The organism is Halostagnicola sp. A-GB9-2 (genome assembly GCF_030068615.1).
Lineage (GTDB): Archaea > Halobacteriota > Halobacteria > Halobacteriales > Natrialbaceae > Halostagnicola.
This window is the reverse complement of the sequence record NZ_JASJOC010000003.1, coordinates 455,671-479,611: the sequence shown is the minus strand read 5'-3', so window position 1 is coordinate 479,611 and position 23,941 is coordinate 455,671. Positions and strand designations below refer to the sequence as shown.

At 60.2% G+C, this 23,941-nt stretch carries 23 protein-coding genes; 12 read left to right on the top strand and 11 right to left on the bottom strand.

Translation table 11 applies throughout. The annotated features are described in order from the left end of the window. Nucleotides 1–316: 316 nt before the first annotated feature. From QNM96_RS10905 to QNM96_RS10895, 3 genes are all read right to left on the bottom strand, one after another. Nucleotides 317–850 (bottom strand): DUF5815 family protein, encoded by a 534-nt coding sequence (locus QNM96_RS10905; RefSeq protein ID WP_283836305.1) that lies wholly within the window; start codon nucleotides 848–850, stop codon nucleotides 317–319. A 389-nt stretch (nucleotides 851–1,239) separates the two neighbouring features. Further along, nucleotides 1,240–3,405, bottom strand: coding sequence for a PQQ-dependent sugar dehydrogenase (locus tag QNM96_RS10900; protein WP_283836303.1), 2,166 nt, complete (start codon nucleotides 3,403–3,405; stop codon nucleotides 1,240–1,242). Between the two features lie 201 nt (nucleotides 3,406–3,606). Beyond that, nucleotides 3,607–4,017 carry a hypothetical protein gene (locus tag QNM96_RS10895; protein ID WP_283836302.1) on the bottom strand — a complete coding sequence of 137 codons (411 nt, stop codon included), beginning with the start codon at nucleotides 4,015–4,017 and terminating at the stop codon, nucleotides 3,607–3,609. A 153-nt stretch (nucleotides 4,018–4,170) separates the two neighbouring features. On the opposite strand from QNM96_RS10895, the gene QNM96_RS10890 reads away from it, so the two are divergent. Next, complete coding sequence (locus QNM96_RS10890; protein WP_283836301.1) at nucleotides 4,171–4,635, top strand: SHOCT domain-containing protein; 465 nt, start codon at nucleotides 4,171–4,173, stop codon at nucleotides 4,633–4,635. Between the two features lie 94 nt (nucleotides 4,636–4,729). On the opposite strand, the gene QNM96_RS10885 is transcribed toward QNM96_RS10890, so the two are convergent. Further along, nucleotides 4,730–6,046 carry an MFS transporter gene (locus QNM96_RS10885; RefSeq protein ID WP_283836300.1) on the bottom strand — a complete coding sequence of 439 codons (1,317 nt, stop codon included), beginning with the start codon at nucleotides 6,044–6,046 and terminating at the stop codon, nucleotides 4,730–4,732. Between the two features lie 330 nt (nucleotides 6,047–6,376). Between QNM96_RS10885 and QNM96_RS10880 the strand changes: the two genes are divergently transcribed. Further along, nucleotides 6,377–7,552 carry a PQQ-binding-like beta-propeller repeat protein gene (locus QNM96_RS10880; RefSeq protein WP_283836299.1) on the top strand — a complete coding sequence of 392 codons (1,176 nt, stop codon included), beginning with the start codon at nucleotides 6,377–6,379 and terminating at the stop codon, nucleotides 7,550–7,552. A 94-nt stretch (nucleotides 7,553–7,646) separates the two neighbouring features. Here QNM96_RS10880 and QNM96_RS10875 read toward each other — a convergent pair whose 3' ends face one another. Next, the gene (locus tag QNM96_RS10875) at nucleotides 7,647–7,868 is read right to left on the bottom strand and encodes a hypothetical protein (RefSeq protein WP_283836297.1); all 222 of its coding nucleotides are present in this window, start codon (nucleotides 7,866–7,868) and stop codon (nucleotides 7,647–7,649) included. A 178-nt stretch (nucleotides 7,869–8,046) separates the two neighbouring features. Then, nucleotides 8,047–9,285, bottom strand: coding sequence for an FAD-dependent oxidoreductase (locus tag QNM96_RS10870; RefSeq protein ID WP_283836295.1), 1,239 nt, complete (start codon nucleotides 9,283–9,285; stop codon nucleotides 8,047–8,049). 120 nt (nucleotides 9,286–9,405) lie between these two features. On the opposite strand from QNM96_RS10870, the gene QNM96_RS10865 reads away from it, so the two are divergent. The 6 genes from QNM96_RS10865 (at nucleotide 9,406) to QNM96_RS10840 (ending at nucleotide 14,773) form a co-directional block, all read left to right on the top strand. After that, the gene (locus QNM96_RS10865) at nucleotides 9,406–10,035 is read left to right on the top strand and encodes a DUF6149 family protein (RefSeq protein WP_283836293.1); all 630 of its coding nucleotides are present in this window, start codon (nucleotides 9,406–9,408) and stop codon (nucleotides 10,033–10,035) included. Between the two features lie 113 nt (nucleotides 10,036–10,148). Further along, nucleotides 10,149–11,399: a polysaccharide deacetylase family protein gene (locus QNM96_RS10860; protein ID WP_283836291.1), complete on the top strand. Its 1,251-nt coding sequence runs from the start codon at nucleotides 10,149–10,151 to the stop codon at nucleotides 11,397–11,399. A 231-nt stretch (nucleotides 11,400–11,630) separates the two neighbouring features. Continuing rightward, nucleotides 11,631–12,917, top strand: a complete 1,287-nt coding sequence (locus tag QNM96_RS10855) for an MFS transporter (RefSeq protein WP_283836385.1) — start codon at nucleotides 11,631–11,633, stop codon at nucleotides 12,915–12,917. A gap of 111 nt (nucleotides 12,918–13,028) precedes the next feature. Continuing rightward, nucleotides 13,029–13,910 carry a homoserine kinase gene (locus QNM96_RS10850; RefSeq protein WP_283836290.1) on the top strand — a complete coding sequence of 294 codons (882 nt, stop codon included), beginning with the start codon at nucleotides 13,029–13,031 and terminating at the stop codon, nucleotides 13,908–13,910. A 12-nt stretch (nucleotides 13,911–13,922) separates the two neighbouring features. Continuing rightward, nucleotides 13,923–14,270 carry a hypothetical protein gene (locus QNM96_RS10845; protein ID WP_283836288.1) on the top strand — a complete coding sequence of 116 codons (348 nt, stop codon included), beginning with the start codon at nucleotides 13,923–13,925 and terminating at the stop codon, nucleotides 14,268–14,270. A gap of 122 nt (nucleotides 14,271–14,392) precedes the next feature. Continuing rightward, nucleotides 14,393–14,773, top strand: a complete 381-nt coding sequence (locus QNM96_RS10840; RefSeq protein ID WP_283836286.1) for a VOC family protein — start codon at nucleotides 14,393–14,395, stop codon at nucleotides 14,771–14,773. A gap of 161 nt (nucleotides 14,774–14,934) precedes the next feature. Here the strand turns inward: QNM96_RS10840 and pdxS are convergent, their stop codons facing one another. Then, the gene (gene pdxS / locus QNM96_RS10835; protein ID WP_283836284.1) at nucleotides 14,935–15,843 is read right to left on the bottom strand and encodes a pyridoxal 5'-phosphate synthase lyase subunit PdxS; all 909 of its coding nucleotides are present in this window, start codon (nucleotides 15,841–15,843) and stop codon (nucleotides 14,935–14,937) included. Nucleotides 15,844–16,021: 178 nt separating this feature from the next. On the opposite strand from pdxS, the gene QNM96_RS10830 reads away from it, so the two are divergent. The 3 genes from QNM96_RS10830 (at nucleotide 16,022) to QNM96_RS10820 (ending at nucleotide 18,491) form a co-directional block, all read left to right on the top strand. Next, on the top strand, nucleotides 16,022–16,951 hold the full coding sequence (locus tag QNM96_RS10830; RefSeq protein WP_283836282.1) for a twin-arginine translocation signal domain-containing protein: 930 nt from the start codon (nucleotides 16,022–16,024) through the stop codon (nucleotides 16,949–16,951). Nucleotides 16,952–17,151: 200 nt separating this feature from the next. After that, complete coding sequence (locus QNM96_RS10825; protein WP_283836280.1) at nucleotides 17,152–17,439, top strand: hypothetical protein; 288 nt, start codon at nucleotides 17,152–17,154, stop codon at nucleotides 17,437–17,439. Between the two features lie 350 nt (nucleotides 17,440–17,789). Continuing rightward, nucleotides 17,790–18,491 carry a DUF1405 domain-containing protein gene (locus QNM96_RS10820; protein WP_283836278.1) on the top strand — a complete coding sequence of 234 codons (702 nt, stop codon included), beginning with the start codon at nucleotides 17,790–17,792 and terminating at the stop codon, nucleotides 18,489–18,491. Between the two features lie 18 nt (nucleotides 18,492–18,509). Here QNM96_RS10820 and QNM96_RS10815 read toward each other — a convergent pair whose 3' ends face one another. From QNM96_RS10815 to QNM96_RS10800, 4 genes are all read right to left on the bottom strand, one after another. Further along, nucleotides 18,510–18,884: a hypothetical protein gene (locus QNM96_RS10815; RefSeq protein ID WP_283836276.1), complete on the bottom strand. Its 375-nt coding sequence runs from the start codon at nucleotides 18,882–18,884 to the stop codon at nucleotides 18,510–18,512. Between the two features lie 232 nt (nucleotides 18,885–19,116). Then, nucleotides 19,117–19,302, bottom strand: a complete 186-nt coding sequence (locus QNM96_RS10810; RefSeq protein WP_283836274.1) for a hypothetical protein — start codon at nucleotides 19,300–19,302, stop codon at nucleotides 19,117–19,119. A 134-nt stretch (nucleotides 19,303–19,436) separates the two neighbouring features. After that, nucleotides 19,437–20,426 (bottom strand): hypothetical protein, encoded by a 990-nt coding sequence (locus tag QNM96_RS10805; RefSeq protein ID WP_283836272.1) that lies wholly within the window; start codon nucleotides 20,424–20,426, stop codon nucleotides 19,437–19,439. Nucleotides 20,427–20,520: 94 nt separating this feature from the next. Further along, the gene (locus QNM96_RS10800; RefSeq protein ID WP_283836270.1) at nucleotides 20,521–23,229 is read right to left on the bottom strand and encodes a valine--tRNA ligase; all 2,709 of its coding nucleotides are present in this window, start codon (nucleotides 23,227–23,229) and stop codon (nucleotides 20,521–20,523) included. A gap of 492 nt (nucleotides 23,230–23,721) precedes the next feature. Here QNM96_RS10800 and QNM96_RS10795 point away from each other — a divergent pair, with 492 nt between their 5' ends. Beyond that, the gene (locus QNM96_RS10795; protein ID WP_283836268.1) at nucleotides 23,722–23,934 is read left to right on the top strand and encodes a hypothetical protein; all 213 of its coding nucleotides are present in this window, start codon (nucleotides 23,722–23,724) and stop codon (nucleotides 23,932–23,934) included. Nucleotides 23,935–23,941 lie beyond the last annotated feature (7 nt).

The window sequence follows — 23,941 nt, the reverse complement described above, 5'->3', positions numbered from 1 at the left end:
AAGTGACCAAATGGCTTGGAAGTCGCGAAGCGTCTTCCAGTGGATGAGCGAACGAACTCGAGAGTGAACGAATCGGTTGGGGAGCGCGAGATCCGAACGAAGTGAGGATCTCGGAACATGAACGGGGAGCGCGAGACGCGGCGAAGCCGGGTCTCGATAGCGAATGGTGAGTGAAACGAACCGTGAGCGGAACGGAGTGACCCGTGAATGACGTGGAAATTCTAGTTGCCAATCTGAGGTGCAGACTCGTGTTCGTATCTATCCGTTGAAAAACGGGGAGATATTTGCGGTAGTAAATATCAAACCACGATCTGAATCATAGCGCCTGATCGTGCTCCGTTTCGAACTCCCGCTCCCGGCGATACTCCTCGACGAACGCCTCGACGTCGAACTCGAGCATCTGCCGTTCGAACTGCGAGATCGCCTGGTCGTCGCCCGCGTGGCTCATCGCGTGGTCCATGAGTTCGATCACGAGTTCGACGACGATCTCGTGGAGCCGCCTCGAGTCGAAATCAGTCACCCAGACCAGCGTGTAGCCGACGCTGCCATCGTCGGCCGCGTCGTAGGACGCGACCTCTTCGGGGAACTCCTCCAGAGTGACCCCCAGCAAGTGCGGCGTACCGAAGCTCTCGAACTCGTCTTCGACCTCGATGGTCTCCTCGAGGACCGCGACGAACGACTCGGGGAAGAATCTCGAGGGCGGGTGCACGTCGGTGACTACGGCGTGAGTCTCGCCGCACGAGCAGTCGTACTCACGCATCCCCAGGTCGATGTCTCGAGGGTCGATCTCGGTCCCGCAGGGAAGCTCGAAGGTGCCGATATCGTCACCCGGAACGCGAGGTGTTGCCATTGTGCCACGTTCGGCCGGTGAGGGGATAAGCGCGACGCCTCGCGACGGAGCTGGATGATATCTCGAGGCGAAACAAAGAGTCGAATCCCGATACGGGAGTGCTCTCGAGAATCCACGTTCTCGGGTCTCCATATCGGAGGGGTTTTGTAGTGCGAGAAAAGAGTTGCAGGTAGACGGCACGGTCTGGCAGTTACCTTTCGACCCGCGTGGTTTCCACGTGTGGTCACGCTGACTGACCTACCCCGTCTTTCTACAAACCACGAGCGACTGCGCCCGCACTCGTGTAGACACTGAATCGAGAGCGACAGCGTCGCGCACGTACGCTCGAAAATACAAGATAGCGAATAAAGCAAAAACAAGGAATCGAATGAACCGAGCGGGACGCCTGTTCAGTCGTCGTTTGTAGACTCGTTGTTCTCGTCGTCCGCCTCTTCGTCGTCCGCTTCATCTTCATCCGCTTCTTCCTCGTCTTCTTCGTCTATGTCACCCGGATGCTCTTCTTCGTCTTCGACATCCTCGTCGTCGTCCGGCTCTTCTTCGACATCCTCGGGTGCCTCGAGTTCGATGCCCTCGCCCTCGGGAACGATCTCGAGGACGACGCCGGTGTCGCCCTCGGGGACGCCGATCTGGTTCGCGAGGATGTACACCTCGCCGTCGGCTCCGCGGCCGAACTGGCGGACGAAGTGGTGGAGTTCGCCGTCCTCGCCGCCGTCGAAGAGAACCTCCTCCATCTCCCAGAGGTCGTCTCGCGGCCGACCGCCGTACTCGTCGCGCTCGACGGAGTCGGGATTCGTGTCGATATCCTCCGGCGTGGCCGCGAAGACACGGCCTTGTGGCATTTGACGACCCTGATCAACCGTCCAGTCGCCGAAGATGTACTGCCCCTCGAGTTCCTCGACCGTATCATCCTCGTAGGTGTGGCCGCCAATGATGACGATGCCGACGCCCTGGCCCTCGTACACTTGCGGATACTCGACGACAGGATCGACGAGCGGTTCGCCGCCGCGGACATCATCGGGCGTCTCCATTGGACACTCTTCCGGCGGCGTCGCCGGCGTATCCGTGCTGAAACAGTGCGATCCTTCCCTGACGTTCCAGCCGTAGTTGTTCCCCGCCTCGATCTCGTAGGCCGCCTCGTAGAGCACCTGTCCGGCGTCGGCGACGATGCACCGATCGTCCTCGCTGAACGTGATGCCGAAGGGGTTGCGCAGTCCCCACGCGTAGTATTCTTCTAAGCCCTCGCCCTCGAGGTCCCCTCCTTCCGCGAAGGGGTTGTCGTCGGGGATGCCGTACTCGCCGAACTCCTGGTCTTCCTCCTCGTCGACATCGATTCGAAGGACGCCCCCGAGGAGGTTCTCCTCGGTGTCCTGGCCGTTGCCGCCCTCGTTCTCGTCGTACCAGTCCTCGACGTGACCGTAGTCCGAGTCGTTTCCGCCGCCACCGTCGCCCATCGGGACGTAGAGGTAGCCGTCGGGTCCGAACGCCATCGGACCGCTGTCGTGGTTGAACTGCGGGTGCTGTATCTCGAGGATCGACCGTTCGGAGTCCGGATCAGCGGTTTCGCCGTCCTCGTCGGCCTCGAACTCCGCGAGGACCTGGACGTGTGACCAGCCGTCGGGCGTCTCGTCGTCCGGCGGTGCGCTGTAGCTGACGAACACACGGGAATCGTCCTCCGGGTGGAACTCGAGGCCGAGCAGTCCACGCTCGTCGTAGTCGCCTTCGGGATCCGCGTAGCCGCCTTCGAACTCCTCGCCGACAGCGACCATTCGATCGCTGATGTCGAGGAACGGGTCGTCCTCGATTCCGTCGTCGCCGATGCGGTAAACTTCCCCCATCTGATCGCTAACGTACTGATAGTCGGTTCCCTCGGGATCGTGGAAGTCGGTCGGCGCGACGAGTCCCTCCGCGACGGGCTCGACGCCGACGGTCGGTCCCTCGGGGAAATACGGCTCGGCTTCCTCGTCGGGGTCCGCTTCTTCCTCCTCGTCCGTGGTGATGTCCCCGCGCATCGTCTGGGGGTGGGGCTCGCAGTAGTACTCCGACATCGCGTCTTCGGCTTCGAACTCCACCGTCTGGGTCTCGCCTTCCCCTTCGATAATCTCCGTCTCGACCAACTGCTCGCCGTCGTCGTCGATGATGACGAAGTTGTGGCCGATGCCGTCGATGTTCTCCCACGTGAGCTCGTAGGTTTCGCCCTCCTCCAGAACCAGCGTCGGGTTCGTCTCGTCTGCAATCTCCTCGGGTGAGACGCCGACCCAACCGTCGCTTACGCCCTCGAGTTCGATTTCGGATTCCTCGAGTTGGGCAGCGCCGACGCTGCCAAGTCCGGCAACAGCCGTGGTTGCTGCCGCTGTCTGCAAGAATCGCCGTCGAGACGGTCGAACGGGAGACCGTCCTTCCCCAGCGGATCGTCCGTCGCCCTCGTTCGGTCGCCCTCCGTCCGCGCCATCCCGTCGCCCGCCGCCAGCTTCGTCCCGTCGCCCGTCGGGGCGTTCCCCTGCTCGCCCGTCGCCCGCTTCCGATGCGTCTCTCGTCCGATCGTTGTTGTGCGCCATCGTCTAAATCTTCCCGAGACACTCAAAGGGTACCCCCGACCGTTACACCGACAGTCCGATGCTGTTGGCTGGAACCGTCGATTATCACAAGATTACCCGCTGGAACGACCACGGACTTATAGAAACGCGTAGCTATCTGGATGGGGTATAGTGTCAATTCACTGTGGGATCGAGCGACGAAAGAAAAATCGAGTAATGTGCTCAGGGCCAGTCGTCTCGAGACGAGTCCGTTTCGATCTCCTCGGGTTCCGTTTCGGCCGCCATCGTCCAGTCGGCGGCCTCGGCGGCGTCTTCGATGTCGAGGTACTCCCAGTCGAGTTTCTCGGCTCGCACCTCGTCGTCGTCGCTCGCTCCGATGAAGACGTAACGATCCGTGTCGAACTGCCCTTTGACGCCGCTGAGACTCTCGTCGACGCCGCGCGGTCCCGAGAAAAAGTCCTGACGAACGCGGTTCTTTCGCGTGAAGTTCGTCACGACGTAGGTCGGTTTCTCGGAGACGACACCGATGTAGGTGGTCCAGCTTCTGGCGTCCTCGAAGACTTCTTCGGGGGAGGCGACCTCCTTGAGCGCCTCGAGTTCGAACGCCAGGGTCATGTCGCTATCGCCGTTCATGCACGGACAAAGGCGTGGCCGAGGCAAAACGGCTTCGATACCGAAACCGACGTGGCCGGGGTTCAAACCAACGTGATTGATACCGAAACCGCCCGGCGGTCCCAGCGGGTCGACTGGCAACGTTTTTCAACTTGAAAGTCGTGCGCAATTGTCATGAGCGAAGCCGGTCCGCTCGAGCGCCTTCGACGGAACGTTACCGGGGTGTTCGCGATTCTGATGGCCGGGGTCGCCGCCGTCGGGTTCGCGACCGGAACGATCTGGCTCATCGTCGCGGGAGCGTTCGGCGTCTTCTTCGGATCGGCACTCGTCGCGCTCCTGTTCGGTGACCGCGAGGCCGTCGAGGAGTGGTGGGGCGAGGAAAAAGCGGAACGGATCGACGCCAGCGAGAAAGAGACGGATCCGCTCGAGGAACTCAAGGGTCGGTACGCCCGCGGGGAACTTTCCGAAGCGGAATTGGAGCACAAGACCCAGCAACTTCTCGAGGTCGACGAACTGGCTCGAGCGAGCGATAGCGATCGCGCGACCGGTTCGAAAGAGTGGTCTGCCCGCAACGAGAACGCCGCCGATTCCGACTTCGATCGGCGCGACGCCGAACCGGACGAACGGGAGTTGGCGTGAGCACCGGGCTGACTCACTCCAGGCGAGTATCGGGGGAAACTGCGCAAGCAGGTATCGGTGGTGAACCGCTCGAGGCGGGAATCGCCGCGCAGTGCTACTTGTAGGCCTCGAACTCCTCGCCGAAGACCAGGAAGTAGACGACGCCGACCATCCCGATGATCGAGGCGATCACGAACGAGAGTTCCGGGGTGGCGTACTGCCACAGGAACCCGCCGAGCGCGCCGCTCGGAATCACGATCGCACCGCGAACGAGGTAGTACGAGCCCGTAACCCGCCCGCCCGCGCCCCGCTCGGCCGGGCCGACGATCAGGGCCTTATGGGCCGGCAGTCCGGCGAATCGAAGGCCCGAAAAAGCAAAGAGGGCGATCAGAATCCAGACGTTCTCCGGCGCGAATATCAGCATGATCGGGAAGATCGCGTAGACGAAAAATCCGAGCCCGACGACCGCCTTGAGACCGGTGTACTCCGCTATTTTGGCGGCCGGGGCCATCGTCAGCAACGCGACGAACATCTCGACGCTCAGGAGCACGCCGAAGAACGCGGCTGGCGAGAGCTCGACCGTGCCGACCGCGGGGAGAGACAGCGCCAGCCCGATTCCCATCTCGAGGGTGATGACCAGGATGAAAAACGCGTACACCATCCCGTTCGCGAATCGAACCAGCGCGTCGCCGACTAACAGCGGACCTAACGGGTCGGGAAGCGAACGCAAGTCGTCGACCACCTGTCCGACGCCCTGAAACTCCTTGCCGACGGTGTCCGCGTCGGCGTCGTACAGGAGGTGCTGTGCAATCGTGCCCAACAGCGCGAAGACGATCCCGATGACGAGCACCCACAGGAACCCGGGCATCAGATCGTCGACCACCAGAACGGCTACGATCAGCGGGGCGATCAGGAACGCCGTCCGCCGGAACGTTTCCGTGCTGGCAAAGCCGCGGGCCAACCGACTGGGCTCGGTCGCCTGCTTGACGATCGCGTAGTGGCCGCCGATCCCGAAGGACTTCCAACACTGGGCCAACAGCAGGCCGACGAAGACCCAGACCCACGGCTCGAGGACGATCGCACCGAGATCGATAGTCGGAATGTAGGCCGAAGCCAGCCAGATCACGAATCCGAACGTCGAGAGAAAGCCGAAAACGGTCAGGGCGTACCGAGAACCAACGCGATCCGAGACGATCCCGCCGTAGTAGGGGTAGACCGCGCCGATGACATTTCCGAGCGTGGCGAACAGGCCGACGACGAAGCCGCCCGCGCCGAGGTAGACGAGATAGTCCGGAATAAACCGGTTTGTCATCTGAAAGCCCAGGCTGAACGCGAACATCGCGACCGAGAGAACCAACACGTCCCGTCGGAGGGAGAAAAATTGCCGAAACGCGTCGTAGGGCCCGGAGACTTCGGCCTGTTGTCGTGCCATGAACGGCTATGGTCGGATAACTCACTAAATCGTTGTTGTTCCGGCACTCGAGCCGGAACCGAATCGGCTAGTTACCGGGGACGAGTTCGCCGACTCGAGCCGACTCTTGGCGGATCCCACGACTCTTGGCGAACACCCTCGTTCTTCGGCATTCGCGAATCAGTACGTTACTCGCTCCACGTAACGTCTCACGCTCACCTGAAAGCAAACGCGAGATGCGGGAACCTGCTCAAGGCGGAATTTTCGTACACCTGATCCGTGAGGAACGATTCGACGGCGTTCACTCGAACAACCAAACGCTTACTTGGAATGTCTGTCAATTTTCACGAAATGCCTTCCCTCACGCGTCGCCAGGCCCTCGCAGCGCTTGGCGCTATCAGCGCTGGTCTCGCCGGGTGTGCCTCTCAAGCCAATCCGTCCGGCGACCTCGGAGTCGTCGACGGCGAGTGGCCGATGGTCGGCCGAGAGCCGGGCCAAACCCGATGGAGCCCCGAGGGACCCATCGAGCCGGAGACCGTCTGGACGACCGAACTCGAGGACGCTCGAGCGGCCGGCACGCCGTCAGTGGCCGACAGCCGGATATACGTGCCGGTCGACGCCGTGTCCGATCGAGACCCACACCGACACCACTTGTACGCCCTCGAAGCCGGATCCGGCGAGGAGCGATGGCGAATTCCGCTTCGGTCGGGGGCAAACTCGCCTCCCGTGGTACACGGCTCTCGCATCGTCCTCAGCGTCCAGACAGCCACCGAGCAGGGCCGTCTCGTCGGGTTCGACGAACGCGACGGCGCCGAGGAGTGGCTCTACGATATCGACGCACGAGTAACCGCGCCGCCGACGGTCGACGGCGCTGCGATCTACGTCCCCGATTGGGGCGGGAGCGTCCACGCGCTTTCAGCGTTCAGCGGCTCACTCCAGTGGGCTCACGAGATCGACCCAGACGACTCGAGTTATACCTTCGCCGGTTCGATCGCCGTCCACGACGGGACGCTGTATCTCGGTTCGATGGCGGGAGAGACCGGCCTGGTCGCCGTCGACGCCGAGACCGGCGACCTGCGGTGGTTCCGATCGACTGCTGGCGTCTCCGCGGGGCCGGTCGTCGATGACGGACTGGTGGTCGTGCAGGGTGACAGTCTCGTTCACGCCTTCGACACCGACGGGACCGAACGCTGGACGTTCAACGTGCCCGGCGACAGGTTCGAATCCCCGCTCGCACTCGACGAGAATTACGTGTACGTTCCGATGCGTGAGGCGCTCTACGCGATCACTCGAGACGGGGAAGCGGCCTGGACCACCGAACTGGCAACCAATGACGCCGGACCCCCCACGATTAGCGGCGAAGCGGTGCTCGTCACCGAGGACGGCCAACTGCGGGCGCTGGATCGGTCGGACGGGACGACGAGGTGGAGCGTCGAGACCGATGGACGCGGTGACGTCGTAACGTTGCCGGAAGTAATCATGATGAGTGGATCGGGCGGTCTGATTACCGCGCTCGGGGAGGAGTAGCCGGTTAATCTCGGCCATTCCAGTAGTCGCTTTGCTCCCAGTTACTCACAGACTGTACTCCCAGACGAGAGAACGCGCGTGAGCGCGAACGTCCTCAGGACAGTTCGAACCGATAGCACGCAGTGAAAACGATGATCTCCCCGTCTTCGAGTCCCGGAGCGTCGACGGTCGGGGTCGCACCGGACTCGAGGGTCTCGAGAAACCACGCCAATGTCGGCTCCTCGAGTTGATCGATGTGGCGTACGGTCGCGTCCGGAGGAACTGACTCGACGCGCCGAAGCGTCGGTGATCGATCGATGGTTTCACTGGTTGCCATGTCTATTGATATCAAATAACATGGTCGACCATAAACGTTTGCCTCGAGGAGCCATCAACCGGTCCGAGGTGGGCCATGACCCGGTTCGATCCGTGAGAACCAGCCGATTCCGGCACTCGCCGAACGAGCTGTCAGTCAGTCTGTTCGAGGGGAAAGACGGGAACGAACCGCGAACGAATTACTGCTCTTGTGCCGGTGCGAGCTTATCCATGTCGACGGACTGCTCGAGGAGAAGCTCCGCCTGATCCGCGACGTCGCGCTGTTGGCGCATGAGCTTCTTGAACGTACTCTGCGGGGAGAGATCCCCGATCAGGACGCCGCCGACGATCTTGCCGTCTTTGAACGCGACCCGTCGCCACTCGGTGTCGCTGTAGCGACGTTCCGCGTGCTCGTCGCCGAGGGTCGGGTGACCGAACGAGAGGAACGGGAAGTCAAAGTGCGTGATCGAATAGGAGGAAACCCACTGAAACTCCTCTGACTGGGCGTCAGCCGCCATATTGGTCGCGGCGACACGGCCCTGTTCCTTGGCCGAGCCCCACGATCCGTTCTGGGCCTGCTCGCCCAGCAACACGTCGTAAAACCGCGTGATGTCGCCGGCGGCGTAGACGTCCTCGAGGTTCGTCTCCATGTACTCGTCGACGACGATCCCGTTCTCCATCTCGAGGTCGGTTCCGTAGAGGAATTCGGTGTTGAACGTGAGCCCGATGGCGACGCCGGCGAAGTCACACTCATAGCGCTCGCCGTTCGGATCGACCGCCGCGGCGACCTGTCCGTCGTCGTCCGTCTCGAAATGATCGACACCGCTGTCGAACACCGGTTCGACGCCGACGTCGCGCATACCATTGTGCATGATCTCGGCACCGTCGGCCGACAGTGCGTAGCGCCACCAGCGGTCACCGCGCATCAGGTATTTGCCCTCGACGCCCTGTGCGCCACAGACGGCCGCGAAGTCGATTCCGAGCAGACCGGCACCGACGACGACTGCATCGTCTGCGGCTTCAGCGCTCTCGCGGATCGCGCGTGCATCCTGGAACGTCCAGAAGTGGTGGATCCCCTCGGCGTCGCTGTTGGGAACCGGAAGCTGTGTCGGTGTCCCGCCTGTCGCGATCAGGAGTTTGTCGTAGGGGATGTCCTCGCCCTCGTGAATCCGGACGATCTTTTCCTCAGAGTCGATCGTCGTCACGTGGGTGTTCAACGAGAGTTCGATCTCTCGTTCGGCGTACCAGTCCTCGTCGTGGATCGAAATCGGAGCCTCCGGAAGTTTGCCTTTCGCGTGTTCTTTGATGAGAATGCGATTGTACAGTGGCTCCCCCTCATCGGTGATGATCGTGATATTCGCGTCCGGGTCTTCCTCCCGGAGGGTCTCAGCGGCCGAGCTACCCGAGATCCCGTCACCGATGATTACGTACTCGGTCATATTCGGATCGTTCGTAACGAGGGTTAAAGTGGATTGCTATCTCGGCGACGTTTCCGTGTTCGATTATGCAGTTTTTCGCTATCCAAACGCCTCTTTATCCTCGGGTTCACACGTATCGGTATGAAGATCCGCCAGAACGCCCGTCACTTCGCCTCGAGAAAAGCCCTCGAGACGCCCGTCGTCCGATCGGTCGCCAAATCGGGCCTCGTCCGAATGCACACGAAAATATTCACGAAGAAAGCCGATCCCGCACACGCTGAGGAGCGCAAGCCGCGACTCGACGCCTTCTTCGACGCGACGATGGATACCTACCTTGCGGCGCTTCAGGAGGGGTTCTCGGAAGCCGAGGCGCGCGAAATAACACACATTCAGTCGAATTTTGACTTCTACAACCACGGCTGGACGGAGATGATGGAATTTCCCGGCGACGAACTCGAGGACCACTACGATCGATACGCCGACTTCTTCGAGACGTGGGGGATTACCATCGACGACCCGCTCGGCGAGTTTGCACCCTCCGGCGGCCTCCCTGAAGCGGCCTCGACGCCGGAGCGACTCGAGGATCCCGATCACCCGCATGCAGAAGGTGGGTTCGCCGACGACGTCTACGTCGAAACCGAGGACGGCGAACTGATCATCGGCGGGCAAGACGAACCCGACGACGAAATCGACGTCTCGAGCGCGGTCGGCGTTGACGCCGCATCCACACCAGATGAGACCGCCGAAGACGAATCAGTCGATCGGTCCTGAACGGACCGTTTCGTTCTCGAAACCGCTTCCGTCCCGCGGTTGTCGCCGCCTACTTCAGAGACGATGACGCTAACCGAGCCATAACAATAGCGTCCGTTGATAGTTTCGACGGCATGGACAGGCGCGCATATCTGGCAATGACGGCGACTGCGGCGACGACGATGTGTCTCGCGGGCTGTTCGGGCTCCACACCCAGCGAATCGAACGGCTCGAGTAGTCCTTCTGAAGACGAATCATATGAAGACGACGGCGAAGTGGTCCCCGCTTCGGGCGTCGTCGAACCCGGGTCCGAAGACGACTTCGAGGACCTCTCGAACTGGAACGAAGGCGCGGGGTCACTTTCTGCGGACGGCGATCGGTCGCTCATCGGCACCCAGAGCGCTCGACTCGAGGTTGGGTCGTCGACCTCGACCGGACGAGTTTCGAAGGCGTTCGACGAACCGATCGACGTCTCGAACGTCGTTCCGGGTGTCGCGGTCACCGCCGAGTCGATCGTTTCGCCCTGGATCAGGCTGCTGGACGAAGACGGGAATCGGATCGACTACCGACGGGCGGTAAGCGGCGATATTCCGTTCATGCGGTACAATTTCGGTATCAACGAACTCGACGACGAGTTCGACGAAACCGCGGTGACGGAGATCCAACTACAGCTCTGGACGCCGGACGAGACCGCCCGGACGGTCTGGTTCGACGACCTCCACTTCGTTCCGCGACCCGAAACCGGGAAGGTGATGATCCAGTTCGACGACACCCACGTCACCGACCACACCGAGGCCCTGCCGCTGCTCGAGGACTACGGCTACGAGGCGGTCACGTTCATCAATCCCGACTATGTCGGCCGGAACGGGACCGACTATCCCCGCCTCAGCGAATCGCAACTCGCGGACCTCCACGACGCCGGGTGGTGTCTGAGCAATCACACGGTGACCCACGCGAACCTGCCGGATCTGGACCGCGACGAACAGGAAGTCGAGATCCGCGAGGGAAAGGAGTGGCTCGAGGAACGAGGCTACGACGAGGGTGCCAGATACTTCGCGTACCCCTTCGGCGACTTCGACGCGACCACGGTCAAACTCGTCGACGAGTATCACAAAATCGGGTTCGGCGGGGGACACCCCGTGCAGGGATACACCTCGAACACCGCGCTGGCCTCCCGCATCAGCGAGCCGGGCAGGGAACGCGCGGAACTCGAGTTCGAACGAACCGCACGAATGCCGGGGATTACGAGCGTCTTCTATCACGAACTCGAAGACGAGTTGCTCACCGACTTCGAGGACATGCTCGAGGTCCTCCACGAGTACGAATCTGCCGGCGAGATCGACGTGATCCTCCCGCAGGATCTCGAGCAGGAACTGCTGTTCTGATACGGTCTGCTGTAACGATTTACCGGAGCAACCGCAGGCCAGCTTGCGGTTGCGCCGGCAATGACTTACAGCAGTTCGTCTGAGACGGTACCGTTCGGGGATCGGCTTGCTCCGAAGGGGTCGAGCGAGGTGAGTCGGCAAACAACCGGCGAGATGTGCCGGCTGGTCGGCGGGCTTTCCAAGGGGATAAGTACACCCGACGATGCGTTTTCGGTACTCACTACTGTCGCTATGGCTCTCAATGCGAACGATAAATCGATCGCGAACTTCACGATGGCCGGCCACGCGCTGGTCCACTGGTTCGAGACGTCGATCCCGATCTTTCTCGTGGTCTGGCTCGCCGAGTTCGACGTGAGCGTTGCACTGATCGGCATCATCGTCGCGCTCGGCTACGCGCCGTTCGGTATCGGCGCGCTCCCGGGCGGTATTTTGGCGGACAAGTACGGAACGAAGCGACTCATTTTGCTCTGTCTGCTCGGGATGAGTCTCTCCTTCGTCGTGCTTGCCGGCGCGACGTTCGTCGACTCGATCTACGCAATCGCAGTCGGATTAGTCCTCTGGGGGATCGCCGCGAGCATCTACCACCCCGCCGGCCTGGCGCTCATCAGCACCGGCGTCGAGGATCGCGGAACCGTCTTCGCCTGGCACGGCATCGCCGGCAACGTCGGCATCGCGCTCGGTCCGTTCGTCGCCGCCACGCTCCTGATCTTCCTCGACTGGCACGTCGTCGCCGCGATACTCGCCGTCCCCGGCTTCTTCGCGACCGCATACGGGCTGCAAGCGAACTTCGATCCCGTCGCCGCCGTCGACGAGGACGTCGATGCCGGGCCGAACGAAGCGCTCTCGCTTCCGGAACTGGTCTCGAGTTCTCGAGCCCTCTTCGCGAGCGCGTTCGCGATCATCTTCGTCATCGTCACCTTCGAAGGGCTGTACTACCGCGGAATGCTTACCTACCTGCCAGAAATCCTCCACGGATTGCCAGCGATCGAAGGGATCGAAATCGTGCCGGCGTTGGAGCAGTACGATATCGATCCGGAGTTCTATATCTACGTCGGCCTGCTGGTCGTCGGGATGGCCGGCCAGTACGTCGCTGGAAAGCTCATCAGTCGCGTCTCGCCGGCGCGGGGATTGGCTGGCATCTTCGCGATCCTCACCGCGCTAGCGCTCGCGTTCGTTCCGGTGACGGAAATGGGGCTGGGTGCCATCGTCGTCCTCTGTGGCGTCTTCGGGTTTTTCCTCTTCGCGATTCAGCCGTTCTACCAGAACGCCGTCGCCGTCTACACGGACGCCGATAGCCGCGGATTGTCCTACGGCTACACGTACCTCGGCGAGTTCGGCCTCGGCTCGGCGAGCATCGCGCTCGGCGGGTTCTTCCTCGGCGTTTCGAACGCGACCTTCTTCGCCATGATCGCAACGTTCTCGCTCGTCGGCGCAGGACTCGCCACCGGACTGCTGTTCGGGCTCGATCGACTCTATACCGGCGAATCAGCGGTCTCCGGACAGGGAACGGACGACTGAGCGCGAGACCAATCTCGAGGCTCGAACCCGCCCTCGGGTCCGGCTTTGAACGCGAGTTTCGCTTCGGCTTCGTTCGCTACCTTTTTGGCCGCACTCTGGGAATGAATCGACATGCTCACCGTGCGGGCACCTGCGACGAGCGCGAATCTCGGGAGTGGCTTCGATGTCTTCGGCGTCGCTCTCGAGACGCCCGCCGACATCGTCCGCGTCGAACGGGCCCAGGAAACGACGATCACAGTGACGGGTGCGGGAAGCGATTTCATTCCCGAAGATCCCGAAGGGAACACCGTCGGTGCGGTCGCAAAGGCACTCGACGCACCGGCACACATCAAAATCGACAAGGGGGTTCGCCCGGCCTCGGGTCTGGGCTCTTCGGCCTCGAGCGCCGCGGCGGCCGCCGTCGCGTTGAACGCCCTCTACGACAGAGGATACTCGCGCGAGGAACTCGTCCCGATCGCCGCAGAAGGCGAAGCGCTGGTCTCAGGCGAAGCGCATTCGGACAACGTCGCCCCATCGCTTTTGGGCGGCTTTACCATCGTCACCGACAGCGGCGTCACGCAGGTCGACACCTCGGTCCCACTGGTCGCCTGCCTCCCCGAAACTGCCGTCTCGACGCGAGACGCGCGCGGGGTCGTTCCCGACGACGCCGCCCTCGAGAACGTCGTCTCGACTGTCGGCAACGCCGCGACGCTGGCCGTCGGAATGACGCGTAACGACCCCGAACTCGTCGGTCGCGGCATGGACGATGGAATCGTCACCCCCGAACGCGCCGCGCTCATCGACGGCTACGACGACGTTCGCGAAGCCGCCCTCGAGACGGGTGCGACCGGCGTCACCGTCAGCGGAGCCGGGCCGGGAATCCTCGCCGTCTGCGGTCGAAATAATCGACGCAACGTCGCCGGCGCGATGATCGACGCGTTCGACGACAACGACATCGAAAGCCGAGCCTACCAGACGCAGGTCGGCTCGGGCGCGACGCTGTATCGCGATTGACCAGTCCGGGAAATGAGTTTTCGGACGCAGACCCAAATCGACGCCCTTCTCGCCGGCGTTTCGCTCGCGGCGTTCGGGCTCGCGTTCGTCTTCGTGGAGGCGTCGTTTTCGATCCTGTTTTTCGCCCTCGGAAGCGCCGCCACCGTCGCGTTCGAACTGGTGGCGACTCGAGATCCCGAAGCGGTCCGACGCTACTGGGAACGCCCGTGGGTCCGTTCCGTGTCGCTCGCGGGAGCAATCGGGGTTGCCGGGGTTGGAGCGGTAGTCGCTCCCTCGAGGGTCCTCTCCGCCGGGATCGGAGCCCTGGTGATGTATCTACTGTTGCTTGGCACCGTCGTTATCGTCCGCAACGTCCGCTAAACCCATCGTCAACGCAGAGAGCGGTGACGTCGAGAAGCGGTGACGTCGAGATTTCGAGCACCATTTCGCTCGGGTGATAATAATAGCAACAGCGATAGCGTATCACGTCTTACCGAACGCCAATGTACTCACACGTGTCACTCGCCGTAAGAGACGTTGAACGGGCGCGGTCGTTCTACGACGCCGTTCTCGATCCGCTGGACTATCCGCGATTCGAGGAGTGGGACTGGGAGGGCGGGAGCGGCTACCGGTCGCAGAACGCGGAGAGTTTCTGGATTCGAGCGGACGACGACGCGCGACCACCGTCGTCTCGACAACACGTGGCCTTCGCCGCCCCGACGCGGGACGCCGTCGACGAATTCCACGAACAAGCGCTCGAGCAAGGCGGCGAGAGCGACGGAGCGCCGGGGCTTCGACCCGAGTACGGAGAACACTACTACGCCGCGTACGTCGTCGACCCGGACGGAAACCGGATCGAAGCCGTCCGCGACTCAGCTGACTGACACGAACGCTTCACGGCTGAAAGTTTGTACGACCGGTTCTCGAGACGACGACATCGCGGAGGGCGACCTCGGTCGGCTGTTCACTCGGCAATCAGAATCAGTTAGTCGAGGGCAGGTCGTGACGTACCGTCGCTTCGAACCCCTCGGGTCGATCGATCCGCTTAGACGCCCCGACCCTGCATCTGCTCGTCCTCGGGGAGGTCGACGTTCGCGTCGCCTTTCATGCTCTTGCCCAGGTTCTTCGAGATTTCCGTGAGCGTTTCCGGGTCATCCCAGTTGTTCGTCGCTTCGACGATCGCTTCGGCCATCTCGGGCGGGTTCTCCGCGCCGAAAATGCCGCTGCCGACGAAGATGCCGTCGCACTCGTGGTGCATCATAAGCGCGGCGTCGGCGGGCGTCGCGATGCCGCCTGCGGCGAAGTTGACGACCGGCAGGCGACCCATCTCAGCGGTTTCGTGGACGAGTTCGGCGGGCGCTTCGATCTCTCGAGCGAAGGCTTCGCGTTCCTCGTGGGTCATCCCCTCGATCTTGCGAATCTCGCCTTTGATCGTCCGCTGGTGGTAGACCGCCTGGTTGACGTCGCCGGTTCCGGCTTCGCCTTTGGTCCGAATCATCGCCGCTCCCTCGCCGATCCGTCGGAGGGCTTCGCCGAGGTTGCGCGCGCCACAGACGAACGGAGCCGTAAAGTCGCGCTTGTCGATGTGGTAGTCATTGTCGGCAGGGGTGAGCACCTCGCTCTCGTCAATCATGTCGACGCCGACGGTCTCGAGAATCTGCGCTTCTTTCGTGTGCCCGATGCGGGATTTGCCCATGACGGGGATCGAAACTTCGTTCACGATCTCCTCGACGTCGGCTGGGTCCGCCATCCGGGCGACGCCGCCGCGCTTTCGGATATCCGCGGGGACGGCCTCGAGCGACATCACGGCCACCGCACCGGCTTCCTCGGCGATCCGGGCCTGTTCGGGATTGACGACGTCCATGATGACGCCGCCCTTTTGCATCCGGGCGAACCCTCGCTTGATCAGGTCCGTGCCACGTCGCAGTTCCTCGAGGTCGGTCTTCTCGGTCATAGTATGGCGTTTGAACGCACCGCACTTACGCGTGTCCTTTGACCAACGAAGATCAACTGTCCGACACCATGTTATTATTACTAACCCATATATTACCTTGGTGTTTCCCCTAATAATAACTTACATAGTGTACCTCAATAGAAACATTTAATGGTAATTACCATAGTATCCTACATGAATGTCGCAGAAAAACAGTAATTCAAGTCGAATAAATCGAAGAAATCTCCTTCAAGCAGTAGGTACAGCAGGGGTTATGGGTGTCACAGGCCTTGGCGCAACGAATACTGTCTCGGCTTCGGAGCAGTCCGAAGTGTTCGATATTACATCCAGGGAAGCAACTACGAAAGATTACGAGAATTTGGAACAACACCCAGATACGAGCAACCTGTTGGAATCGATTACTGACCGAGGCTTCACTGTTGGCTTCGAACATGCACAAGCAGCGGATGTGGAGGCAATTGACAGCCTTCCATCAGAATTCGAAGAGAATGAGGTGACTGCAAGTGAATTTAATGATATTAATCCACGTGTTCTGTTCATTCCTTGTGCGAAGTCGGAAACAGAATTTGGACTGATAGTTACAACTGTGGCAAATACTGAAGATGGAGACGAAGCAGCTCCCATTAATGCATTTGCAACAGTTAGCGAAGAAGTTCAGTCGTCATCCGATTCAGAACAACCTTCAGAGATGAAAGTGGATACTGTAGCCTTTGAAGCGAAAGATACTGCAGAGACTTCATCGCTCCGTCCAGCAAGTACATCTCAATCAGAAGGCCGCGCTGTCCAAACAATTAGTTCAACAAATAAAACGGTTGCACCGCAGAATGCATCAGACAACGAGGTTAGCACGAACCAAAGTATCGGCCCGATTGGACCGCCAACATGTTTAGTTATTGTCACAGAGGCTTGTGACGAATATGGAGATTCATTGACTAGAAGACAATGTGTTAGTACCTGTGTGAGACAAGGAAGATTGAATCCGCAACTCACGGCTGCTTGTGGTGGATTTTGTCTCGTCGCTGCAGAGGTAGTTAGTAGATATGGTTGTAATGCTTCTGGTCAAGCGCTCTGCAACTCTCTCTTCGCACTTGCTGACACAATGCTCTGACAGTTCGGTTGTAATTGACATGGTCTAGTTCAAGAAAGTTGAAATGCGGGCAGGTCATATCAAGTGCTGTCCGTAAAGTCCGCCAACCTGCTCAAAAATACCTTGGATATAGACTTTGATGAGATTAAACGAGTGAAAAATTCGGTGCTCGTCTCTATTAATAAAGTTTTTATTATTTTAGATTGAATAGCATAATACAGATGGATGGTTTTGTCATTATCCCATCGATGGAAACAGTTGTGTTAGGAATAATTGGAATTCTATGGGTTGGCATATTATATATCTTCATAAATTCTATCCGAAATAAGATTCGCAGTGGTATTTTAACAATTGACTTTGTTAGACTATTACTCGCTATAGTTGTTCATCTACTTGCTGGAGGAATGATATTTGGTGTTCTTTCCACAACAGGTATGCCAGTGATGATTTTACTAGTATCTGTGCTTGCCTGGCTTATTCTTCAAGGGCAGAAACGACGAGCGCCATGAGGGAATTCTTCTCTCGTACCAACGTCCGGTTCGCCTCCTCGATGTTGCTGCCAGGATGTTCTATAAAGCCACTGTCCGATCTCATAGCGAACGACACGGTGCAGACGGTTATATTCCATCATAGTACGTGTTTCGTCTGCGGTTCAACGACAGACACAGCGTGATCTGATGCACAGGTAGTGCGTATTCCGGACGACCCCCGACCATACTTCCACCGGAGAACTGTTGCGTCAGGCCTACCGCTCGACCCTACCCTGAAAAACGACCTTTGCGCACGAAATTCACGCCACGAGAGACAGTCGTCAACCGCTATCGTTTTGCCCCGTCCGTTCGTCGCGCCGTACGAGACGATGTCCACACCGACCCGGTTGCCCGATCGAGCGCCGTTGCCAAGGTACTTCGCTCCTGTTCCGCGGGTACTCGAGGATCTCGGATTGCGGTTCGCATGGGTCGTCGTCGCGATCAATCTCCTGGGAACCGTTTTCGGGTTCTGGTACTACAGCGGCCAGTTCGCCGACACCGCGGCGGTCATGTGGCCGTGGATCCCCGACAGCCCGCTCGCGACGCTGTTTATCGCGCTGGCGATCGCCTGCTGGAAACTCGGTCACGAAATCCCGTGGCTCACCGCGCTGGCCTTTTTCGGAAACATCATCCTCGGGCTCTGGACGCCCTTCACACTGATCGTCTTCGCCGACGCGTACGCGGGCCTGCACTGGGCGATGTACCAGTTCCTCTTCTGGAGCCACCTGGCGATGGTCGTCCAGGCGTTCGTCCTGCACCGCATCACCGATTTCCCGGTCTACGCGGTCGCTATTGCACTCCTCTGGTACGGCAGTAACCTCATCGTCGACTACTTCGTTCCGATCACCGGCGAGCCCCACCACACGACGATTCCCGTCGCTCGAGACACCGAGATGTTCCTCGAGGCCGACGCACTCGGTGTCATCGCCGCCGGGGAGGTGACGTTCACGCTCATCGCGCTCTTTTTCGCGCTCGCTATTCGGATCAAACTGTGTGAGTCGGGGCATCTCAAACGAGATCCATCGACCTGACCGCACCCGGTTCGACCGTCAACTGCAACGGGCTCTCTGGGAGAGATCGTCGATCGCGGCGAGCTCGAGATACGGGTCGAGTTTGCTCGCCGCCGGTAGTCGCTCGACTCGTTCGGTGGTCGGGTCATATTTGACGACGTTCGCATCGACCAGTTTCGGCAAATGATTGTGGTGAAGGCCCGTACTGATACGCTCGAGGCTGTCCGAGCGCTGGGTTCCCTCGCGAAGCTCGATCGCTTCTGTGAGTTCTTCGATCGACACCGCCCCGAGCCGTCGAGAGAGATAATAAAGCACATACCGTCTCCGCTGGTCGAGTAATAGGTCGAAAATCGTGTTCGTCGGAAGAGGTACATCGCCACTTCGGTGCTCGACGTCCGTGGTATCTGTCTTCATGGTGTCCTATACTCGGCCTACACGGCGGCTGGCGAGTGATCGTCTCGAACCGACTTCAGCTGAGCACGATATGAGGTTGGCGGACAATTTTATAACCTTTCCCCCACTGCCCAATTCGGTTGAAAGTATGTCGAACTCACCCATCAAAGTTGAATTTATTACTCCATCTCGAAGTTTCACAAAACAGTGAGTGTGCGTTCGAGTTTCGGCTCAGTGGTGTCCAATTACTTCGTCATTGTCTCGAGCGCTGCTCGATCAGAACGGTCCAATCGGGAACGGTGGGCGGCTCGGAAACGAACACCCAGTCTCCTTCGATAGGGACACCGTTGGCGAAGGCCTCGAGAATAAGCGCCTCGATATCCCGCTCGAACTGGGTGATCGCCGCCACGGTGTCTTCGTCGTGGTAATTTGCTTCCATAGCGCCGACGGTGTACAACGTGGCGTACACTTCAGTGGGCTAGTCATCTGAAGGCTGTAAACTCCCCGTCACGATCAACTGACAGACAGGTTGGTTGACGAATAGCCGGCCGAACGGCGACGACCGCTTCGTACTCATTCCTCGAGTTCCTCGGTACGAACCCGATAATACGTCCCCTGATACTCGTAGACACCATCGCTGTCGCGGCCGAAAATCGGCATCGTCCCGTGGTACTCCTCGAGACGAACGATCGAACTCTCGTATTCGTGTGCGAGCGCGATGGTGTCCCGGAGCTGGGGCTGTCGAAGCAGCTGTTCGGTGATCACCGGTTCGGGTTCGACACCCTCGAGCACGTCGTTGTTGATTACCTCGAGTTCGTACGCGCCGAGGGTGGTATACTCGTCGTCCGGGTCGCCCCGATCCGAGTGAGCGACGAGCGTCTCTCCCTCCCATTCGGTGTCGACAACGGCGTCCATGGCGGTCAATCCGAGGGTTTGACCCTCGAGTTCGAACGTCGCCGCAAACGCGATTGCCTCGTCGTGGCCTTCGTCTTCGAACCAGCCGCGACCCCGAAACGCGTACGCGCCGGCACCGAGCCCCGCGAGGTCGATATCGGACGTTCCGCCGACCAATCCGACCGCCTCGCCGTCCTCGATCCCGTCGTTGTCGATCGTCACCGTCCAGGTGTGCGTCTCTCGGGGTTCGAGTCGCATCAACGGTTGGTTGACCGCCCGCGGGGCGACGCGGTGCCACTCGTCGTCGACGTACTTGTCGATTCGCCAATTGTAAAAGTTCGTTTCCAGTCCGACGGCGCTATCGTTGACCAGCGTGAACTCGATCTCCTCCCCTTCATCGACAGTCCGAACCGAGGGCTCGAGATACGCGTCGTCCGCTTCGGAATCGAGATCGTCGTAACAAACGACCCGATCAACGCTGTCGCCGTAATCCGGACAGGACGATGGCAGGTCGTTCGGTGGATCGGACGACTCGAGCGGGTCATCGCCGTTTCCGGGGGATTCACCGGGGCCGTTCGACGAGCCCGTCAATCCACCAGTATCTAGACATCCGGCGAGTGTCCCGGCTCCAATAACGCCGAGTACGTGTCGGCGGTTGAATCGTTCCATAGCGACAGTTCAGTCCGACAATAAAAAACGATATCCCAAGGTGAAACGAGCGTCGCACCTTCGTTGCTACCACCGCATCTTCGTTGTCTCTGCGTTATTCGTCGTGATCGACGATGATGACCGCCGACTCCGTCTCGAGCATCTCGCCGTCACCCGAATAGGTCCGCTCGAGGGAGACCTCGAACAGGTCGTCCTCAAGTTCCTCGCCAGCAACACGTAGCACGCCCGCATCGTCGTCAATCTCGTACTCTCCGCTCTCGATACCCGAGTCGATGTCACCGACCGTCGAACCGTATTTGGGTCCGAGCGTCGAGTAATCCAGATCGATCGAGGCGACCTCGGTCGTGATCTCGGGCTGATCGTCGAGCACCTCGAGATCGGCGACGTGCATCACGTTCTGAACTGCGTTTTCGAACCCGGAAATCGAGCCGTAGACGGCGACCGAATCGAGTTCTTCGTTGAGCGGCAACTGGCGCTCGCTCTTGTACCGCCGGAGTGCAGAGATGGCCTCCATGGCCGTCTCTCCGGCCTCGAGGTCGGCGTCGTAGCCGCGCGGTTCGGGCCAGTTGCGGGTGTGTATGCTCTCGAAGTCGCCAGCGTCTGCACCGCTCGTTTCGCCGGCGTAGATCGCTTGCCAGATCTCCTCGGTTACGTGAGGAAGGATCGGTGCCCAGAGTTCGAGGAACGTTCGGTGAGCCGTTCGTAGTGCGTACTGAGTCGACGGACTGTCTTCCCGAGTCTTCGCAATCTCGAGGTAGTCGTCACAGAACGTGTTCCAGAAGAACGTCCGCAGGCGGTCGCGAGCCTTCGCAAACTCGTACTCCTCAAGGTAACCAGTCAACTCTACGACGGCGTCGTCGAGTTCCGCGAGCATCCAGCGGTCGATCGCCTCGAGTTCGGCGGGTTCCTCGGGCTCGGCGGGTGCGAGGGTGTCGACGAGCTTGGAGGCGTTCCAGAGCTTCCGGAGGAGCTTCTCGCCCGCCCGGAGGTCTTTTTCCTGATACGGGAAGTCGTCGCCAACCGCGGCGTTAGCCGCCCAAAAGCGGATCGCGTCGACGGGATACTCCGCGAGCACGTCGTCGGGATCGACAACGTTGCCGCGGGATTTGGACATCTTCTCGCGGTTCTCGTCCAGGACGTGGCCGTTGATCATCGTCGCGTCGAAGGGCACCTCGCCCGTGTGCTCGTAGCACTTGACGATGGTGTGGAACAGCCAGAACGAGATGATGTCGTGGCCCTGCGGACGCAGATCGAACGGATACAGTTCGGGGTTGTCCATCTCGAAGGACTCGCTTCCCTCGTCCCAGTCCCAGCCGGCGTTGATCAGCGGGGTCAGCGAGGAGGTCGCCCACGTGTCGAAGACGTCCTCTTCGGGCTCGAACTCGTCGTTGCCACATTCAGGACAGCTGTCGACGGGTGGCTCGTCCGAGAGTGGATCCACCGGAAGGTCGTCTTTCTCCGCGACGACCTCGTGGTCACACTCCGTACAGTACCAGACCGGGAACGGGATCCCCGAGTCGCGCTGGCGGGAGATCAGCCAGTCCCACTCGAGGCCCTCGATCCAGTGGCGGTACCGGGTAAACATCTTCTCTGGGTACCAGTCCATCTCCTGACCGGCTTCGAGGTACTCCTCTTTGTGATCGAGAATCTCGACGTACCACTGTTTGGAGACGCGGTACTCGACCGGCGTGTCACAGCGTTCGTGGACGCCGATGTCGTGGACGATATCGCGGCGGTCACGGAGGTGCCCGGCGGCTTCGATGTCCTCGACGATGGCTTCTCGAGCCTCTTCCGTGGACAGCCCCTCGTAGTCGCCCGCCAGATCGGTCATCGTCGCGGTTTCGTCGATCGCGACCCGCAGGGGTAGGTCGTGGGCCTGGTACCACTCGATGTCGTTCTGGTCGCCGAACGTACAGCACATGACGACGCCGCTTCCTTTCTCCATGTCGACGCGCTCGTCGGCGATGATCGGCACTTCGTGGCCGAAGAGCGGAACGCGAGCCGTCTCGCCGACGAGGTCCTCGTTCTCCTCGTCGTCGGGGTGGACGAACACCGAGACGCAGGCCGGGAGGAGTTCGGGCCGCGTCGTCGAGATGACGAACTCCTCGCGCGGCGCATCCGAGCCCACGAGTTCGAAGGCAATGTCGTTGAAGTGTGCGTGGCGCTCGTCGTCTTCGGTTTCGACCTGCGAGATCGCCGTCTCGCACTCGGGACACCAGATCGCGGGCGCTTTCTTGCGGTACTCCCGATCCTTCTCGTAGAGGTCGATAAAGGAAAGCTGAGAGATCCGCTGGACGCGCGGTTCGATCGTCTTGTAGGTGTGATTCCAGTCGATCGAACAGCCCAGCGACTGCATCTGCTCCGTGAACTCGGCCTCGTACTTCTGACAGACTTCCCGGCAGAGTTCCTGAAACTCCCGACGCTCGTAGTCCTGGTGTCGGATGTCCAGATCCGACTCGGTCAGGCGTTCGCTCGCGATCCCGTTGTCGTCGTATCCGAACGGGAACAGTACCTCGCCGTCGTACATTCGACGGAATCGAGCGGCGAAGTCCTGCAGCGTCGAGCCGTAGAGGTGTCCCATGTGCAGGCTTCCCGAGACCGTCGGCGGTGGGGTATCGATGGCGTAAACGGTGTTGGGATCGCGCTTCGGGTCGCCGTCATAGGCATAGACATCCTTGTCGATCCACTGATCCTGCCAGCGCGATTCGACCGTTTCGGGGTCGTACCCGCCCTCGAGGTCGGGATCTTCGAGCGACTGCCCGGAATCGCTCCCGGGGTCGTCATCCGGCGTCTCCGTACTCATGCTCTCACCGCCCGCAATGGGCGTCGTCGATACTGTCGGTGGCGCTGTCGTCGAAATCGCAGTTGGTGTTCGAACATCGGTAATACCGGTCGTTACTCGCCTGAATCCAGTCGCGAACAATACATCCGTCGAAACGGGGTAGAGAATGGGGCCTAGGACGGCCCTACGAAAACCGATTCGGGTGGGTCTTCGAAGCTGGTGAAGCCCCTCGTTCCGACGTCGGACATGCAGTACAATCCTCGAGCAAGCGTGTTATGTGTTTCGTCCCTCGTTCGAACCCCGACGCTCAGGTTCAATTATTTATACTATTAGGGGGAAGTATTGTATAGGAGATAGCCATAAGTAATTTGTATGCCTTCCACTAACCTTCAGCCGATCAGTCGAGAAACAGCGTTCCAACTCCTCTCGAAATCACGACGACGGTGCTTACTTACGGTCCTTTTCGAAGAGAAACACGAATCCGTTGAGACGCTCGGACGCAAAGTCGCTGCAATGGAATGTGGGAAGCACCAACGCGACATTGAGGAGGAAACGCACACTCGAGTCGTCACGTCGTTAGTCCACTGTCACATCCCGCGGCTCGTCGATCACAGTCTCGTCGAGTACGATCGAGAGACGAATACGGTTACCCTCGAGAACACCGCTCGAGAACGATTTCCGTTTCGAGCGGATCAAGATCTGTTCTTCGCGACCGCGAGCGGGTGAAACTGGT